Origin of the sequence: Marinobacter sp. NFXS9 (genome assembly GCF_040148665.1) — a bacterium.
Classification (GTDB): domain Bacteria; phylum Pseudomonadota; class Gammaproteobacteria; order Pseudomonadales; family Oleiphilaceae; genus Marinobacter_A; species Marinobacter_A mangrovi.
In genome coordinates this window covers 62757-79968 of record NZ_JAGDDW010000014.1, presented here as the reverse complement: position 1 = coordinate 79968, position 17212 = coordinate 62757, and the positions used below count along the sequence as shown (strand labels likewise).

General features: G+C 60.6%; 16 protein-coding genes. 9 read left to right on the top strand and 7 right to left on the bottom strand.

Going from position 1 to position 17212, the window contains the following annotated elements:
* Positions 1-61: 61 nt before the first annotated feature.
* On the top strand, positions 62-1633 hold the full coding sequence (locus tag J3364_RS18395; RefSeq protein WP_349559650.1) for an ATP-binding protein: 1572 nt from the start codon (positions 62-64) through the stop codon (positions 1631-1633).
* A gap of 239 nt (positions 1634-1872) precedes the next feature.
* Here J3364_RS18395 and J3364_RS18390 read toward each other — a convergent pair whose 3' ends face one another.
* From J3364_RS18390 to J3364_RS18380, 3 genes are read right to left on the bottom strand one after another with little or no spacing between them, the layout of a single operon-like run.
* Positions 1873-2949 (bottom strand): ABC transporter ATP-binding protein, encoded by a 1077-nt coding sequence (locus J3364_RS18390; RefSeq protein ID WP_349559649.1) that lies wholly within the window; start codon positions 2947-2949, stop codon positions 1873-1875.
* A 1-nt stretch (position 2950) separates the two neighbouring features.
* Positions 2951-3859 carry an ornithine carbamoyltransferase gene (gene argF, locus J3364_RS18385; protein WP_349559648.1) on the bottom strand — a complete coding sequence of 303 codons (909 nt, stop codon included), beginning with the start codon at positions 3857-3859 and terminating at the stop codon, positions 2951-2953.
* Between the two features lie 24 nt (positions 3860-3883).
* On the bottom strand, positions 3884-5110 hold the full coding sequence (locus J3364_RS18380; protein ID WP_349559647.1) for an aspartate aminotransferase family protein: 1227 nt from the start codon (positions 5108-5110) through the stop codon (positions 3884-3886).
* A 389-nt stretch (positions 5111-5499) separates the two neighbouring features.
* Between J3364_RS18380 and grxD the strand changes: the two genes are divergently transcribed.
* The gene (gene grxD, locus J3364_RS18375) at positions 5500-5835 is read left to right on the top strand and encodes a Grx4 family monothiol glutaredoxin (RefSeq protein ID WP_123635852.1); all 336 of its coding nucleotides are present in this window, start codon (positions 5500-5502) and stop codon (positions 5833-5835) included.
* On the opposite strand, the gene J3364_RS18370 is transcribed toward grxD, so the two are convergent.
* The 4 genes from J3364_RS18370 to J3364_RS18355 form a co-directional block, all read right to left on the bottom strand.
* Entirely contained in the window at positions 5836-6654 is an 819-nt protein-coding gene (locus J3364_RS18370; RefSeq protein ID WP_349559646.1) for an energy transducer TonB family protein, read from the bottom strand.
* 40 nt (positions 6655-6694) lie between these two features.
* Complete coding sequence (locus tag J3364_RS18365; protein ID WP_349559645.1) at positions 6695-8926, bottom strand: DUF1631 domain-containing protein; 2232 nt, start codon at positions 8924-8926, stop codon at positions 6695-6697.
* 435 nt (positions 8927-9361) lie between these two features.
* The gene (locus J3364_RS18360; RefSeq protein ID WP_123635849.1) at positions 9362-10639 is read right to left on the bottom strand and encodes an HlyC/CorC family transporter; all 1278 of its coding nucleotides are present in this window, start codon (positions 10637-10639) and stop codon (positions 9362-9364) included.
* A 102-nt stretch (positions 10640-10741) separates the two neighbouring features.
* Positions 10742-11545 (bottom strand): cytochrome C assembly family protein, encoded by an 804-nt coding sequence (locus J3364_RS18355; protein ID WP_123635848.1) that lies wholly within the window; start codon positions 11543-11545, stop codon positions 10742-10744.
* 168 nt (positions 11546-11713) lie between these two features.
* On the opposite strand from J3364_RS18355, the gene ffh reads away from it, so the two are divergent.
* The 7 genes from ffh to J3364_RS18320 all read left to right on the top strand — a co-directional run bounded on the left by ffh (position 11714) and on the right by J3364_RS18320 (position 17110).
* Entirely contained in the window at positions 11714-13099 is a 1386-nt protein-coding gene (gene ffh, locus J3364_RS18350) for a signal recognition particle protein (RefSeq protein ID WP_123635847.1), read from the top strand.
* Positions 13100-13302: 203 nt separating this feature from the next.
* Positions 13303-13548, top strand: coding sequence for a 30S ribosomal protein S16 (rpsP, locus tag J3364_RS18345; protein ID WP_123635846.1), 246 nt, complete (start codon positions 13303-13305; stop codon positions 13546-13548).
* 37 nt (positions 13549-13585) lie between these two features.
* Complete coding sequence (gene rimM, locus J3364_RS18340) at positions 13586-14113, top strand: ribosome maturation factor RimM (RefSeq protein WP_123635845.1); 528 nt, start codon at positions 13586-13588, stop codon at positions 14111-14113.
* 3 nt (positions 14114-14116) lie between these two features.
* Positions 14117-14875: a tRNA (guanosine(37)-N1)-methyltransferase TrmD gene (gene trmD / locus J3364_RS18335; RefSeq protein ID WP_349559644.1), complete on the top strand. Its 759-nt coding sequence runs from the start codon at positions 14117-14119 to the stop codon at positions 14873-14875.
* Positions 14876-14900: 25 nt separating this feature from the next.
* The gene (gene rplS / locus J3364_RS18330) at positions 14901-15257 is read left to right on the top strand and encodes a 50S ribosomal protein L19 (RefSeq protein WP_123635843.1); all 357 of its coding nucleotides are present in this window, start codon (positions 14901-14903) and stop codon (positions 15255-15257) included.
* An 87-nt stretch (positions 15258-15344) separates the two neighbouring features.
* Positions 15345-16256 carry a site-specific tyrosine recombinase XerD gene (xerD, locus tag J3364_RS18325; protein ID WP_349559643.1) on the top strand — a complete coding sequence of 304 codons (912 nt, stop codon included), beginning with the start codon at positions 15345-15347 and terminating at the stop codon, positions 16254-16256.
* Positions 16257-16342: 86 nt separating this feature from the next.
* Positions 16343-17110 carry a DsbC family protein gene (locus J3364_RS18320; RefSeq protein ID WP_349559642.1) on the top strand — a complete coding sequence of 256 codons (768 nt, stop codon included), beginning with the start codon at positions 16343-16345 and terminating at the stop codon, positions 17108-17110.
* The last annotated feature ends 102 nt before the right edge of the window (positions 17111-17212 follow it).

Sequence of the window (17212 nt, the reverse complement as noted above, 5' to 3'; positions counted from 1 at the left end):
CGCAACGGCGGAAGCTGTCCGGCCTGATCCGGTCCGACGTTGCGTTCATCGGAAAGGCCCTATGCCCCTAGTACCCTTCCTGAATATGTTCGGCCGCCTCCTGCTGGTGGCGCTCGTCATCCTGGCCCTGTCTGCCGGGCTATACTCCGGAGTGAATTCGGTCCGTGAGCGCGATTGGCAGGAGCACTTCGCCACCCCGCTGATGGACTGGCTCGCCGTTTCCCCACACCCCCAGATGAGTTACCCGTGGCTGGATGCGCTGTACGGTCTGCGCCTGGAGCCGGTCGGGCAGATGACGCTCGATCCGGTGGACGAAGAGCGTTTGTCCTACGGCCAGGTCGTGACGTCGACCGAGGGACTGGGAGTGCGAGTGCGGCGCCTGGCCAACTCCGGTGACATCATCGACGTGACCTTTCGCGACCTCTATCGGGACGTCAGTGAAGCGACGGCCCTGCTGGTCCTGACCCATCTCAATGGCCTGCTGCCCCGGGACCGCTCAGCGGGCATGGACAGCCTGTCTGATGAACTGAATGTGGCCATCGAGCCGGTCACAGGAGCCTCGGATATTCCCGGCGGACCGACGCTGGAGCGACTGGTGGAACGGGGACTGGCCTTCGTCCAGTTGGATAAATCGGACGCGGCGCGGGTCTACCTGCGGTTGAACGATGGGGCCGTGGTGCGCATGGATATGCCCGAGCCGTTTCACGCCCTGGCCTGGTCGGTCATCCTGCTGGTGTTCTGTGTGGCGGCGGCCATCGCCGGCATCTTCCTGTACCTGTTGCTGCGGGACGTGGACCAGAACCTGCGGGCGGTGGAGTCCGTTGCCGTGCGCATCGCCCGGGGTGAGCTTAACGCCCGGGTCGACCCGCGACGCGGCCTGCTGGTACGCCGCCTGGGTCGAACCTTCAACAGCATGGCCGAACACATCCAGCGTCTGGTGGAAGTCCAGCGGGAAATGATTCACGCCGTGTCCCACGAACTGCGCACGCCGGTAGCGCGAATCCGGTTCGGCGTGCAGATGATTGAAGACTGCCCGGACGAAGCGTCCCGGGAAAAGCAGCTGACCGGCATCGACAGCGATATCCAGGAGCTGGACGAGCTGATCGACGAGATCCTCACCTACGCCCGGCTGGAGCAGGGCGGGCCCATCATGAACCTGCAGGAAGCCAACGTGGCGGACATCGCTCGGCAGGTGGTGGACGAGCAGCAGCGACTGCGACCGGCCATGCAGTTCAGTGCGGAGTTCGTGGGTGACAGCGAATCCTGGGCCCTGTCGGACGTGGAGCCGCGTTACATCCATCGGGCCCTGCAGAATCTGGTGGGCAATGCCGGGCGCTATGCTGCGGGCAAGGTGCGGGTTCGTTGTCAGTTCGATGAGCAGAACTGCCGCATTGACGTGGAGGATGACGGTCCCGGGATCCCGGAGAGCGATTGGGAAAAGGTCTTCACGGCCTTTGCCCGTCTTGACGACAGCCGTACTCGCACCTCCGGTGGCTATGGACTGGGGCTGTCCATCGTACGGCGTATTCTCTACTGGCACGGCGGCCAGGCTTTTGTGACCCGCAGTGCGGATATGGGCGGCGCTGCGTTCAGTCTGGTGTGGCCTCGCCGACAGGGCGAAAACAGCCATTGATCAATGGTGATGTGAACCGTGTCGCACCGGCACACGTGTTGTAACAAACCGCTACACAAGCACCACTGACGCCTTGTTCCGGCCGGCCTAGGATGAAAAACGTAAGGGATGACTACTTGAGGTTGTAGTTCTTACGAACTTTCCTTGTTTCATTCGTCATTTTTAGAGGGGCCATTTTTGGCCCCTTTTTTTATGTCTGGCCGTTACGGCTCCGCATTTTCTCGGCCTGCCCGGGTTTTTCAGGTGCGTTCGAAGGCGATCAAATGGTCCGCCGCTACTCGCACGGGAACCGGTTCGCCCAGCCGAAAATCCAGATGGCTGCGGAACAGCGCTTCAAACTCCGTCTCGGCGGACAGCCGAAAGCGGTAGAGAGTCGAGGTGCCGGCAAATGTCTTCTCGATGACTTTAGGCTTCAACGGCGAGTCGGGGTCGTAGACGATATCGTCCGGGCGAATCAGGACATCCACCAGCGTCCCCGGCGGCCAGGTGTAGGCCCGATTACCCCGGATCACGCCCAGTTCCGACTCTATGCTGTCCGGCCCCAGTGACTTTCCCTTGATGAATCCGCCCTGTCCCACAAAACCGGCCACAAAACGGTTGGCCGGCTCGTGATACAGGTTGTAGGGCACGTCCCACTGCTGGATGTGGCCGTCTTTCAGCACCGCCACCTGATCGCACATGGCAAAGGCTTCCTGCTGGTCGTGAGTGACCAGGATGGCGCTGATGCCGAGGGTTTTCAGGATATCCCGCACATCCAGGCTGAGGCGTCGACGCAGGTCGGCGTCCAGGTTGGAAAAGGGTTCGTCCAGAAGGATCAGGGTGGGTTCCGGTGCCAGTGCCCGGGCCAGGGCGACTCGCTGCTGCTGGCCACCTGACAGGGCGTGCGGGTGTTCGTCGGCCAGGTCCTGCAGGTGCACCAGGTCGAGCAGCTCCCGGATTTTCTGCTGGCGTTCCGCGCGATCCAGGCCCTTGAGGCCGAAGGCAATGTTGTCGGCGACGGTCAGGTGCGGAAACAACGCGTAATCCTGGAACACCATGCCGATGCGACGTTTCTCCGGCGGGACCGCTTTGCCTGGCACGCTGATGACCTGTCCGGCCAGGCTGATGCGCCCCGACTGCAGGGGCAGAAAGCCGGCAATAGCGCGCAGGATGGTGCTCTTGCCGCAGCCGCTCGGACCCAGCAGGCAGCCGATATCGCCCTGGCCCAGGGACAGGCTGATCTGGCTCACCACCGGATTGCCGCTGTAGCCGCAGGCCAGGTCGTCAACCTCGAGCAGCCAGCCCTCTTCCGGGCGGGGCGCTGACTGTGCGCTCAACTCAGGCACCCAGTATCAGGAACTCGAGCAGCGCCTTCTGGGCGTGCAACCGGTTTTCGGCCTCATCCCAGACAATGGCGCTGGGATGGTCAAGCATGTCTTCGGATACTTCCTCGCCCCGATGGGCTGGCAGGCAATGCATGAACACCGCTTCCCGGTCGGCTTGTGCCATCAGGGCCGGGCTGACCTGGTAGGGGGCAAACGCCCGGGCCCGGGCCGCCTGTTCTTCTTCCTGGCCCATGGAGGCCCAGACGTCGGTGACGATCAGGTGGGCATCGCGTACCGCTTCCTCGGGCTCGCGAACGATACTGACGCGGTCGGCGTTCTCTTCAAGCAGGGTGCGGTCGGGCTCGTAGCCCTCGGGACAGGCGATGTTCAGGTGGAAATCGAACTGTTGTGCGGCGTTGATGTAGGAGGCGCACATGTTGTTGCCGTCACCGATCCAGGCGACCGTGGCGCCCTTGACGCTACCCCGGTGTTCGCGATACGCCTGCATGTCGGCCAGCAACTGGCAGGGGTGAAAGTCGTCGGTCAGGGCGTTGATGACCGGTTTGGCAGACACGCTGGCAAAGCGCTCGATTTTATTGTGTTCGAAGGTCCGGATCATGACGGCATCCGACATGCTGGAAATCACCCGGGCGGTGTCCTCGATGGGTTCGCCACGACCCAGTTGGGTGTCGCGCGGGGACAGGAACAGGGCCGAGCCGCCCAGCTGCACCATGCCGGCTTCGAAGGAAACGCGGGTGCGGGTGGAGGATTTCTCGAAAATCATCGCCAGCACGCGGTTCTTCAGGGAGTCGCGCACATCACCGGCACGCCAGCTCTTCTTCAGGGCAATGGCATTGTCGATGAGCTGGTCCAGTTCAGCGGGAGAAAAATCCAATAGGGTCAGAAAATGTCTAACGGCCATGCGTGTCATCCATACTTGGGAAAATCAGGGGGTTTTCGGAGGCTGGGGTTGCCCGTGGCGCGGCAAGTCACGGTCATCGCCAGCGTACAGGCGCAGGATACGGATAACCTGATCGATCATCGTATCGGCTTCGTCGTCAGTCAGGGTCAGCGGCGGCAGCAGGCGAATGACCCGATCGGCAGTGACGTTCAGCAGCAGTCCCTGGGTCTTGGCCAGGGGGACCAGTTCGGCGCAGGGGGACGTCAGTTCGATGCCGATCATCAAGCCCAGGCCGCGAATGTCACGGACATAGTCCGCACCATCGAAGGCGGCTTCCAGCCGCGAGCGCATGCGCTCGGCCAGTGACCGGGCCCGAGCCAGTAGATTGTCTTTTTCGAGGGTTTCGATCACCGCCATGGCCGCTGCACAGGCCAGAGGGTTGCCGCCGAAGGTGGAGCCATGGTGGCCGGGCTGGAAGGTCCGGGCGGCGTCTCCCCGTGCCAGGCAGGCGCCGATGGGGAAGCCGTTGCCCAGACCCTTGGCGAGCGTGACCACATCCGGCGTGACGCCGTAGGCCTGGTAGGCGAAATGGTGGCCGCTGCGCCCGTTGCCGGTCTGGATCTCATCCAGCATCATCAGCCAGCCATGATGGTCACAGACTTCGCGAATGCCTTGCAGCCAGATCGGATCGGCCACGTTGACACCCCCTTCGCCCTGCACCGGCTCCACCAGCACCGCCACCACGTTCGGGTTGGAGCGGGCGATGGCATCAAAGGCGTCGAGATCGTTGAACGGCGCCCGCACGAAACCGCTGACCAGCGGCTCGAAGCCGGCCTGGACCCTGCGGTTGCCGGTGGCTGTCAGGGTGGCGAGAGTGCGTCCGTGGAAGGAGCGATCCATGACGATGATCGCCGGTGAATGAATACCGCGGTTGTGGCCATACAGCCGGGCCAGTTTGATGGCGCACTCGTTGGCCTCGGCGCCGGAATTGGCGAAGAAAACGCCGTCCATGCCGGAGATGTCGCACAGCTTGCGGGCGAGTGTTTGTTGAGTGGTACTGTGGAACAGGTTGGAGCAGTGCATCAGGCGCGCGGCCTGCTCCTGGATGGCCTGGGTGACCGTTGGGTGCGCGTGGCCAAGTCCGGTCACTGCAATACCGCAAAAGGTATCCAGGTACCGGTTGCCCTCCTCGTCGTAGAGCCACGGCCCCTGGCCGTGATCGAAGACGATTGGCAGTCGCCCGTAGGTGTTAAGCAGCGGCTGATCCGCCATAGCCTCTCCCCATCAAGGGTGTTCTGGATAAAGGCCCGCTGACACAGGATAAACCGGGTAACCGCTGAATGCCCGCGACAGCAGCCCGGGAAGGGCAGCGACGGGGATGATTCAGGGAATTCCTGGGCTCAGAGAAATAGGAAACGCCGGCGAGCGGTTGGTCCGCGCCGGTAAGCTGAGCGTACAGGAACTGTGATCAGAGAGCCTGCTGTAAAGCAGGCAAGACATAGTATCGGTAATTCCGGATGTTGACAATGCAAGCCTGCAGCCCGATGTCACAGGGCGGTGGCCCGCATGGCCAGGGTTTTTGCAGCCGTGTACAATGGCGCTAATCCAATGAACGGTGATTCCCGGCGATCGCCGGCAAGACCACGAGGTAGATTCTGACTATGGATATTAACGAAACCATCAAGAGCCAGCTCCAGGACAACCCGATTATCCTGTACATGAAGGGCTCTCCCCAGCAACCGCAGTGCGGCTTCTCGGCGCGCACAGTGCAGGCGCTGATGGCCTGTGGCGAGCGGTTTGCGTACGTGAATATCCTCGACAACCAGGAGTTGCGCGAGGCGCTGAAGGTCTACTCCAACTGGCCGACTTACCCACAGCTTTACATCAACGGTGAGCTGGTTGGCGGCTGCGATATCGTGCTGGAAATGTCCGAGAACGGCGAGCTGGCCGAAATGGTGAAGGCGGCCTCTGCCAAGCAGGAAGACGCCGAAGGCTGATCAGGGGCTGCGTGGCGAGAAGCGCAGTTCCACCTGAAATCGAAAACCCTGATCCCGAGCCGATTCCGGCGGTTCGGGGTAGGGGCTCGCCGCGAGAGCGCTCTGCACCGCGGCCCTGTCCAACTCCCGCTTCCCGGAACTTTCGATGGTTTCAACCTGCCTGAGTGTCCCGTTGTCCATCAGGACCAGTTCCAGTCGCACCGTGCGTATCCGTTTGAGCTCGTGAATGGAGCGGACGGGCCGGTGGTCCAGTTCCTCGCTGATATGCTGCCAGAGCAGGGCCACGTAGGGATCCTGTTCCGCCCTTCGCTGTGTAATTTGGGTGTGCTTATCCGGTGTGACCGGTTGCCGGGCGGTCTCGGGCGTGCCGGCGCCGCTTTCCTGGCTGGCCACTGACGCCGGGCTGGCGGCGCTCGCGCGTGCGTTGCTGGTGCTACTTTGTGTCTGTTGAGTCGATGCTGGCGCTACCGTGTGTGTCGGCTGGCGGTTGGCTGTCGATTCGGGTTGCGTCTCAGCACGTGGCTGCTTGCCTTGCCGGGTGACAATGGGTTCTTTGGCTTCCCGGGGCGGTTTCGGTGGCTGGTCGGCGGACGTTGACGCTGACGGCGCCGCCGAAGCGCTGGGCGTGCTGGCTTTGCTGGGCGTGTCGCCGGGATCAAGCAGGGTAAAGTGAATCGCCGCGGGCGGTTTGTCGGGTTGCTGGCGTAGCCAATGGACCACCGCGGCCAGGATCAGGGTATGGAGCAGGAGAGCCAGTGACAGCGTCAGGGCCAGTCGGACAGACACCGGCTGGGCATTGGATTGACCGCGCAACGGCATGGCGCTCCTGCATCAACGAACAACTGCAGGGGACACTATCCTATCCGGTATTGCGCCGCAAGCTGCCGACCACCGCATCGAGAGCCCGGTCAATCAATGCGCCCTGTTCGAGCACGGTTAACCGTCCGCGGCGCATTTCATGGGCCAGGTCGATGCGGGTTTTCTCGATGACTTTCAGGCCCATCCGATTCACGAAGACAAAGCAGTCTGCCTCTTCGATGATCGCCGAGAGTTTACAGCGGAACCGGGCTCCGTTGACCAGGTTGAATTCCACCCAGTGACCGATGTCGATCGCATCGATCTTGCTGACGTACTCGGCCGTGGCGGCGTCTTCGATTTCCTGCTGACGCTGGATCGCTGTCGGCGGGCCGTCGGCATCGGTCTCCGGCTCTTCTGCTCTGGTCGGGGTTGGCGGCACGCTGCGGGCGCTGCTTTCCTGGGCCTCGGCAAGGGCATGGGCCCGGAAGGCTTCGGTCAGTTCGTGCTTTAGGTCCCGCATCATGGTGTCGAGGCCCGCGGAATTGTAGGACACTTCCTCCAGTCCGGCGCGCAATGATTTGAGCAGCCCGGGCACGACGCGCACCCACTGATCCCGTTCGTCATCTTCGAGATGCGGATGCAGGCACCAGATCAGGTCATCAACCACTCGCACCGACTGGTTCCAGCGATGCTCCACATCGTCGCGGAGATAGGCCAGGAACATGACGCGGCTCCAGCCGTTGGTCAGGATGTTGTGGATCGTATCGGGAACCTGATGTTTGTTCAGGCGTTCCTGGAGCAGGTTGTCCACGGTCTCCTGGGCCTTCTGTGACTTGATGCGACCCCGCTCGGACTCTCGGGTACGCTGTTCCACCAGCGTCGCTTTGCGGTTTTCCTTGGCGAGGAACTGGTCGAACTCTTCATTCAGCTGTTCGAACAGGCTGATGTCTCCGTCAAATTCGTTCAGGATGCGCAACACGATGTTATGAATCTGTTCGTAAAGTTTGTCCCGGGTCTTCTCGTCACTTTCGCTCCAGCCGATACCGGCACGAGCGAGAGAGTTGAGCAACTTGCGGGCCGGATGCGTGGCTCGGCTGAAGAAGCTCTTATCCTTGATGACGACTTTGAGAATCGGGATTTGCAGGCGACTGATGAGCACCTGTATCGGCGCCGACAGGTTGTAGTCGTCCAGGATAAATTCAAACAGCATCGAGACGAGGTTGATCAGATCCTCGTCACTTTCGTTGAGGGCTGCCGGTTTGCCGTCGCTGGTCTTTTGCTGCTGTAGCAGGTTTTCGACGATGGAGTGCAGGTCAACGACGACCGGCTCGCCGCGGCTCAGGTTGTCGCTGGCCTGGACATCCGCGGATTGGGGCAGCTGTGTCAGTATCTGATAGAGCTCGGCGCCGCCGAGCACATGGACGTTCGGGTTGGCTGCGCGCGGTTGCCCGCCATGGCTGCGTTGCTGGGCCAGCAGATCGCGGATCTGCTCGAAGATCGCTGCGCCGCGATCGACGCCCTCGTTTTCCGCCTCGACCGACGGCGCCGGCGCTGATTTCTCGGTACTGCTGTCAGCCGGCTTCTGGGCCGTCTGGCTGGCCTTGCCGTGATAACGGAAATTGGGGATCACGCCGGCCTGGATCAGGATCCGGTTGGCTTCGTCCAGCAGCATACCGAGATTGGAGACGACGTAGCGATCGAACTGCTTGAGGACGATCAGGCGCTCACGAATCTGGATCTCCAGTGCCTGGGCCGCCTCAACAAAGGCGCTGCACAGGTGCTCGGGCGCCATCGGATTGACGGGGTCATCGTCCGTGGCGTTGGGGTAGACCGAGCTGAAACGGGTCTGAAGCTGGAGCAGGGGGCCCTGAAAGTAAGCGCGCGCCTTGGAAATCATGGCGTTCATCGCCACCTGTTCTTCCAGTTCGTCGTTCTGGACCAGGGACAGGGTATCGGCGGTCGTGGCGCTGTGATCGACCACTTCCGGGGCGGCGCTCCGCGGCGGTGTCACAAACAGTTGGCCGACGGCGGACTGGAAGTGTTTCTCGACGCCTTTGCGCTTGATGCGGATTTCCCGCATCGCTTCAAAGTAGCGATTTTGCTCGTTGTTGCTGCGCGCGTTGTTGGCCAGCTCGAACAGGGAGTCGTCCACGGCGTCGAAGGCGCCCTGCAGCAGGTCACCCAGACCGGCCACGACGGTATCCCGTATCTTGCTGATTTCTTTGGGCAAGCCAGCAGTGCTCCCCGGGCCCTTGTGCTCGTGGAGATAATGTATGCCGGACTGCTTGTTCATGGCCAACTCCTTGCTACGCCTCAACCGGATACATGACCGAGCGGAACTTTCCTTATCGTTATCGTTATTCTGGCACTGGGTGCCTGTACGGTGTTATTCGGAATCGCTATCACTTCATGCACGTTCTTTGAGAATAAACACAAACCCTCTCAAAGTGTATGGACGTGCTGAGACATTAACAAAATATAACATCACAACGACGAGCAGACCGCCCTGAAGCAGGGGCAGTCCGGGCCATTGTGGATGCCTGTCGTCGCTCAAATCCGGTGCGCTTCCATGCCCGGTGCGCCATGTTGCCGGATTGGAAGGCTGTCCGGCGACACAGCATGGGTTCAGTGTCCGAGTGGGCGTTCGAGCGGTCAAGCAAACGCTTAAATTTTAATCGTCCAAAAACGGTTTTTCTTATGCGCTGGCGGACTAATGCGGCCGAGATGATCAGGCGCGTTGCTTCTGGCGGCGCAGGGGTGGGTGGACCGTCGCCGCCTTGACCACGTTATCCTTGATCTGCAGGACCTCGATGCGAATGCCTTTGACCGTCAGGCAGACGTTGTTCTCCGGGATGGTTTCCAGGGTTTCCGTGATCAGGCCGTTCAGGGTTTTGGGGCCATCGGTCGGCAATTTCCAGCCAAGGGTCTTGTTGATGGTGCGGATGTGGGCCGAGCCATCAATGATGTAGGTGCCATCGTCCTGCGGAATCAGGTCGGGGCTGGTGGCGGCGTAGTCGGTGGTGAAGTCACCGACGATTTCCTCAAGGATGTCTTCCAGCGTGGCGATGCCCAATACGTCGCCGTACTCGTCCACCACCACGCCAATGCGCCGCTTGGCCTTCTGGAAGTTGATCAGCTGCAGGTGCAGCGGGGTGCTTTCGGGAATGAAGTAGGGTTCCCGGCACAGTTGCATCAGCATGGCCTTGTTGATGTCGTCCTGCATCAGCAGCTTGGACAGGTTGCGCAGGTGCAGCATGCCCTGGATGTTGTTGATGTCGCCCTTGAACACTGGCAGGCGTGTGTGCTGGCTGCTGCGCATCTGGCGCAGGATGGTTTCCAGGTCGTCGTCCAGGTCGATCCCCACCACTTCGTTGCGCGGTACCATGATGTCGTTCACCGTGACCTTCTCCAGGTCCAGGATGCTGACCAGCATGTCTTTGTGCTTGCGCGGAATCAGCGCGCCGGCTTCGTTGACCAGGGTGCGCAGTTCTTCACGGCTGAGGTGGTCGCTGGAGGCGTCTTTGGCAGAGATTCGCAGAAGTCTCAGGATCGCGCCGGTGAACAGATTAACCAGCCACACGAACGGGTAGAGGATCTTCAGCAGCGGCCGGAGCACATAGCTTGCCGGGAAGGCGATGCGCTCCGGGAAGAGGGCGGCAAGGGTCTTTGGGGTGACTTCCGCAAAAATCAGGATAACCACAGTCAGCAATACGGTGGCGATGGCGATCCCGGCATCGCCCCAGAGGCGGATGGCGATGACCGTCGCAATCGACGATGCGAAAATGTTGACGAAGTTGTTGCCGATCAGGATGACCCCGATCAGATGGTCCGTCCGCTGCAAAAGCTTGTTGGCAAGCTTGGCGCCGCGGTGTCCGGTCTTGGCCAGGTGCTTCAGGCGGTATCGGTTGAGCGTCATCATGCCGGTTTCCGAACTGGAGAAAAACGCGGACATGACGATGAGGGCGGCGAGGAGGATGAACAGCGCCGAAAGCGGTGCCTCGTTCAAGCAGGGGGATCCTTTTATTGCTGACGATAAGAAAGGTGAAGATAGGAAGTTGCGGCGCGGGGTGTCAAGCGTTGTGCTGCGTCATTCCGCCGCTCGTGCCGATCATTGCTGGTGGAAGATGAACGCCAGGGCGAATTTGCTGCCGTAGTAGCTGATCATCAGCAGTGCGCAGCCGGCGAGGGTCCAGCGACTGGCCGTCTGACCACGCCAGCCCTGGGTGTAGTGGCCGATCAATAGTCCGGTGAAGACAAACCAGGACATGATGGAAAACAGGCTTTTATGGGCCAGGTTCTGGTCGAACATGTTGTGAATGAACAGGGCCCCGGTGATGATGGCGAGGGTCAATACGATGACGCCGGCCCAGAGCAGTTCGAAGAGCAGCGATTCCATGGTCAGTAGCGGCGGTAGGTTACGGATCAGCAGGCTGTTATAGTTCCGCTTGAGCTGGCGGTTCTGCAGGTTGACCAGAAAGGCCTGGATGGCCGCCAGGGTGAACAGGCTGTAGGCGGTGATTGCCAGTGCGATATGCGCCAGCATGCCCCAGTTGCTTTGTGATACGTAATGCGGCGGCGAGTGGAACAGCAACATAAAAACGACGGTCAGCGCGGCCAGGGGGTAGGCGGCCAGGAACAGGATCTGCATCGGCTTGCGGCTGTTGAGAATCAGCAACAGCAGCACCACGAACCAGGAGATGAGCAGGGAGGCCGGAAACAGACCCATATTAATGGTGCTGGTTTCCGGGATGCGATCCCAGATCAGGGCGCCGTGGCTGACCAGGGCCAGAACGCCGATCAATGACGTCAGGCCGCGATTGGGCTTGATCCTTCCGCGGAAGACGAGGGTCTGCATGGCAGTGCCCACGCTATAAAGGAAGAGTGTCGTTACCGCGAGGATGAGGGTGCCCATGGCGTGTTCTGGTTAGTCCGTTTATCGTTGGCTGGTTCGTCTGAGAGCGACAGTCTGGTTATAATGTGCCGATTGTGCAACTGGAATCAATCTTTGACGGCCCGCAACATGCTGTAAATCGGGCCTGTTTCGTATTCACGCGCTATTCACAGAGAATGCCGAGTCACCATGTTTGAGAATCTTACCGATCGCCTGTCAGGTAGCCTGCGCAAAATTCAGGGCAAGGCGAAGCTGACTGATGACAATATAAAGGACACCCTGCGCGAAGTGCGCAAAGCGCTGCTGGAAGCCGACGTGGCCCTGCCGGTGGTGAAGGACTTCATTGCGGACGTGCGTCGCCGTGCCGTGGGGACCGAGGTCAAGCGAAGCCTGACACCGGGCCAGGTGTTCATCAAAGTGGTCCAGGACGAGCTGGTCCGGGTCATGGGCTCGGCCAACGAAGACCTCAATCTCGCCACCCAGCCGCCAGCCGTGGTCATGATGGCGGGTCTGCAGGGTGCCGGTAAAACCACGACTGTGGCCAAGCTGGCGCGCCATCTTCAGGAGCGTCGCAAGAAGTCGGTGATGGTGGTCAGTGCCGATATCTATCGCCCGGCCGCAATCCAGCAACTGGAAACCCTGGCCGGGGAGGTAGAGGCTGAATTCTTTCCCAGTTCCACCGACCAGGATCCGGTTGCCATTGCTGAGGGCGCGATTGATGCGGCCCGCAAAAAGCACATCGATGTCGTGATTCTGGATACCGCCGGTCGTCTGCACGTGGATGAGCAGATGATGGGTGAAATCGGTCGTCTGCAGAAAGCGGTCAAGCCGGTCGAGACCTTGTTCGTGGTCGATGCCATGACCGGTCAGGATGCGGCCAACACGGCCAAAGCGTTCAACGACGCGCTGGAGCTGACCGGTGTCGTGCTGACCAAGACCGATGGCGATGCCCGTGGCGGTGCAGCGCTGTCCGTGCGTCACATTACCGGTAAACCGGTGAAGTTCCTGGGTGTCGGCGAAAAGACCGAGGCGCTGGAATCGTTCCATCCGGATCGGGTGGCGTCACGCATCCTGGGTATGGGCGACGTGCTGTCGCTGATCGAGGAAGCGGAACGCAAGATCGACAAGGCGAAGGCGGACAAGCTCACCCGCAAGATCAAGAAGGGCAAGAGCTTCGACTTGGAAGATTTCCGCGATCAGCTGCAGCAGATGAAGAGCATGGGCGGTGTCGGCGGTCTGCTGGATAAGCTGCCTGGCATGGGCAATATGGCCCAGATGGCAGAGCAGCAGGTGAACGACAAGAGCATGGGGCAGTTGGAAGCCATTATCTGCTCCATGACGTCGAAAGAACGGCGCAACCCCGATGTTATCAATAACTCCCGCAAGCGCCGCATCGCGACGGGGTCCGGCACGCAGATTCAGGACGTCAACCGCCTGCTCAAGCAGCACAAGCAGATGTCCAAGATGATGAAGAAGCTCGGCAAGAAAGGCGGCATGGCCAATATGATGCGCGGCATGCAGGGTATGATGCCGCCGGGTGGCGGTGGCGGCGGGATGCCGCCGTTCGGTCGCTGATATCGCTTTGCCGGTGAGCCGGATCGCACCTCAGTGAAAACCACGATCCGATCCGGCGAAAAAGGCAGCGTTTAGCTGTTTTCATTGGCCGGGAATTAGCATAGAATAGCGCCCCTTTCGAGTATGGGTCTTCGCGCCATGGGCTGATATTGCCGGCGCGAACAGGACAACGTTCGTATCAACAGAACAGGATATTGGTCGAAATGGTAACTATCCGTTTGGCTCGTGGTGGCTCCAAGAAGCGCCCGTTCTACCATCTGACAGTCACTGACAGCCGTAACGCACGTAACGGTCGTTTCATTGAGCGTGTCGGTTTCTTTAACCCGGTTGCCCGCGGCGGCGAAGAGCGTCTGCGTGTTAACCAGGAGCGCGTTCAGCACTGGGTTGGCCAGGGCGCGCAAACCAGCGATCGCGTTGCCAAGCTTCTGAAGGAAGCGGCAGCACAGTAATTCGCTGGCATTACGTTTTACGAACCGGGGCTTATGTATGGCAGAACAATCGCAGGAAACTGTGATCGGCCGCATTACCTCGGTTTTCGGGGTCAAGGGATGGGTGAAAGTCTATTCCTACACGGATCCCATGGAAGGCATCCTCAATTACCGTCACTGGCATGCAATCCAGGCGGGAAAACGGATCAGCCTTGAAGTAGCCGAAGGCAAGCGCCATGGGCCCGGCATTGTTGTCCGGCTCAAGGGCGTCGACGATCGGGAAGTTGCCCGGTCGTACTGTGGTCTCGACATCACCGTCCCGCTGGACGAGTTGCCGGACCTTCCGGCCGGTGAATACTACTGGCACCAATTGGAAGGGCTGCGCGTCGAGACGCCCGGTGGCGAGTGCCTGGGTGCGGTCAAGAATCTGATGGAGACCGGCGCCAACGACGTTATCGTTGTGCGGCCGACCAAAGATTCGATCGACAACCGGGAACGGTTGATACCGTATCTGCCTGACCAGGTCGTCCAGCGGATTGATCTGGATTCGGGATTGCTGGTTGCGGATTGGGACCCGGAGTTCTGATCGGTGTGGATCGGCGCAGTCAGTCTGTTTCCGGACATGTTCGATGCCGTGCTGGAATACGGTGTGACCGGCCGCGCGGTTCGTGATGGGCTGCTGACGGTGGAGCGCTGGAATCCAAGGGATTTTACGCACGACCGTCACCGGACGGTGGATGATCGCCCCTACGGTGGCGGCCCGGGCATGTTGATGAAAATCCAGCCCTTGCGGGACGCCATCCACGCTGCAAAAACGGCGGCGGGCGGTGATGCAACGGTGGTTTATTTGTCGCCCCAGGGTGAGCCGCTCAACCAGATTTTGGTTGAAGAGCTTGCGGGCGACGAGCGACTGGTTCTTGTCGCCGGGCGCTACGAGGGGGTTGACGAGCGCTTGATCTCGGAAGAGGTCGATCGCGAAGTGTCCCTGGGGGATTTTGTCCTGTCCGGGGGAGAGCTGGCTGCAATGGCCGTGATTGATGCGGTAACCCGCTTCATTCCGGGTGCACTGGGCCATGCGCAGTCGGCAGAACAGGACTCGTTTGCCGATGGATTGTTGGACTGTCCGCATTACACCCGTCCCGAGGTTTATGAGGGGCAGCGGGTGCCGGAGGTCCTCCTTGGCGGGCATCACGAGCAGATCCGGCGCTGGCGGCTGAAACAGTCGCTGAAGCGGACCTGGGAGAGGCGCCCCGATTTGCTGGAAAAGCGGCAGCTTTCCGATGAAGAGCGAGAGCTGCTGGAGCAGGCTTTGAACGAACCGGGTGCCTTTGGGTCATCAGGGCATTGATAGATTGGGTATTCAGGAGTTAACGATGAGCGGCAAGAACAACATCATCAGTCAGATTGAAACGGAGCAGATGACCCGGGAAATCCCGGAGTTTGGTCCGGGCGACACCGTCGTGGTTCAGGTCCGTGTGACCGAAGGTAACCGTGAACGTCTGCAGGCTTTCGAAGGCGTGGTTATCGGCAAGCGCAATCGCGGCCTCAACTCGTCCTTCACCGTACGCAAGGTGTCTTACGGCGTCGGTGTTGAGCGTACTTTCCAGACGTTCAGTAAGCTGATCGACAGCGTTTCCGTGAAGCGTCGCGGTGACGTTCGTCAGGCCAAGCTGTACTACCTGCGCGAACTGTCTGGCAAGGCAGCACGCATCAAGGAAAAGCTCAACTAAGCGTCACTGCCCTTGTGGCGTGATTGTTGTGAGCAATGAAAAGGCAGCCTTGCGGGGCTGCCTTTTTGCGTTTCGGGGTGGCTGTCCATGACGACGTGTCGTGAAGAAAATCAGGCGTTGATGCGGCGTTTCAATGATGCGCTCTGGCTTGAGTTCGGTCTGGGGGAGCGGACCCGGGAGGCCTACCTGGGAGATCTGACCCGGTTGTCTCTGTGGCTGGATCAGCAACCGGACCAGCCGTTGTTGCGGGACGCCAGCCGGATCAATCTTCTGGCCTGGATCTCGGAGGGCATGGCGGCGGGAACGCGGGCCTCGACGGCCGCTCGACGCCTGTCCGGACTGCGCCGCTTCTATCGGTTCCTGTTGCGCGAAGGGATCATCGCCGAAGACCCCACCCTCCGTATCGATAGTCCGAACCAGCCCAAGCGCCTGCCGGATACCCTGTCGGAACAGGATGTGGAGCAGCTACTAACCGAGCCCGACCCGACGGTGCCAATCGAGCTGCGTGACCGTGCGATGCTGGAAATTCTCTACGGCTGCGGGTTGCGCGTGTCCGAACTGGTCAATCTTACCGTGGACCAGGTGAATCTGCGCCAGGGCGTAGTCCGGATCACCGGCAAAGGGGACAAGGAGCGACTGGTGCCGATGGGGGAGGAGGCGCTCGACTGGCTGTCCCGTTATATGCGGGAAGCACGGGGCGAGCTGTTGCGGCAGCGTCCGGCCGATGCCCTGTTTCCCGGAAATCGCGCCCAGGCCATGACCCGGCAGACCTTCTGGCACCGGATCAAGCTGTACGCCCGTCGCGCCGGTATTAATAAGAAGCTCTCGCCCCATACCCTGCGCCATGCCTTTGCGACCCACTTGCTGAACCACGGCGCCGATCTGCGGGTGGTGCAGATGCTGCTGGGGCATGCCGACCTGTCCACCACCCAAATCTATACGCACGTGGCCCGTCAGCGACTGCAAGACCTGCACGGCGAACATCACCCCCGCGGTTGATCGTGTAAACGAGGCTGGTGCCCCGAACTTTCAGCGGGTATTGTTGTCCACGACTTCGATGTGCCAATGACCTTTAAAGAGGCTTCATGAGACAGTTTATTCAGGGCCGTATTCTGGCGGTCTGCTTGTTTGCACTGGCCGGCCTGGCCGCTGCCCCCGTTGCCCTGGCGTCAGAAAAGACCGCCTCCGGCGATGTGGAGGCTGCGATCACGCAGCGTCTTGAAACCGCTATTCCGGGGCTTCAGGTCCAGGGTGTGGCGCCATCGGACATTGATGGCTTCTACGCGGTGTCCACGAACAATCCAGACATGATCTACTCGACCGCAGACGGTCAGTATTTCTTCGTGGGCGATCTCTATCACGTGAGTCAGCAGGGCGGCCTCGACAACGTGACGGAGAAGTCCCGGGCTCAGAGCCGTGCCAAGCTTATCGCCGATGTGGATCGGGACGAGATGATCAACTTCTCGCCCAAGGGGCAGGCCAAGGCCAATATCTATGTGTTCACTGATATCGACTGCCCTTACTGCCGCAAGCTGCATAAAGACGTTCCCCGCCTCAACGAATTGGGGATAGCCGTGCATTACCTGGGGTATCCGCGGACCGGGCCCAACACGCCGTCGTTCCGCAAGTACGTTTCGGTCTGGTGCTCCGACGACCCCAAGGCCGCCATGGATAATGCCAAGGCGGGCAATGCCGTGCCCTCGAAAACCTGCGACAATCCCGTGCTCGAACAGTATCGGCTGGGCGGCGAAGTCGGCGTGACCGGAACCCCTGCCATCGTACTGGAAGATGGCCGCATGGTACGTGGCTATGTTCCGCCCGATCAGCTGGCGAAGGGGCTGGGCATCCTCTGACCCCGGCCCCATCCCGACAGAATCACAGGATAACGCCGCGAGCGTTTTTTTCAGGCGCCAATCGTTATAAACTGCCGCGCTGGGACCGCGTTTGTGTTGTGG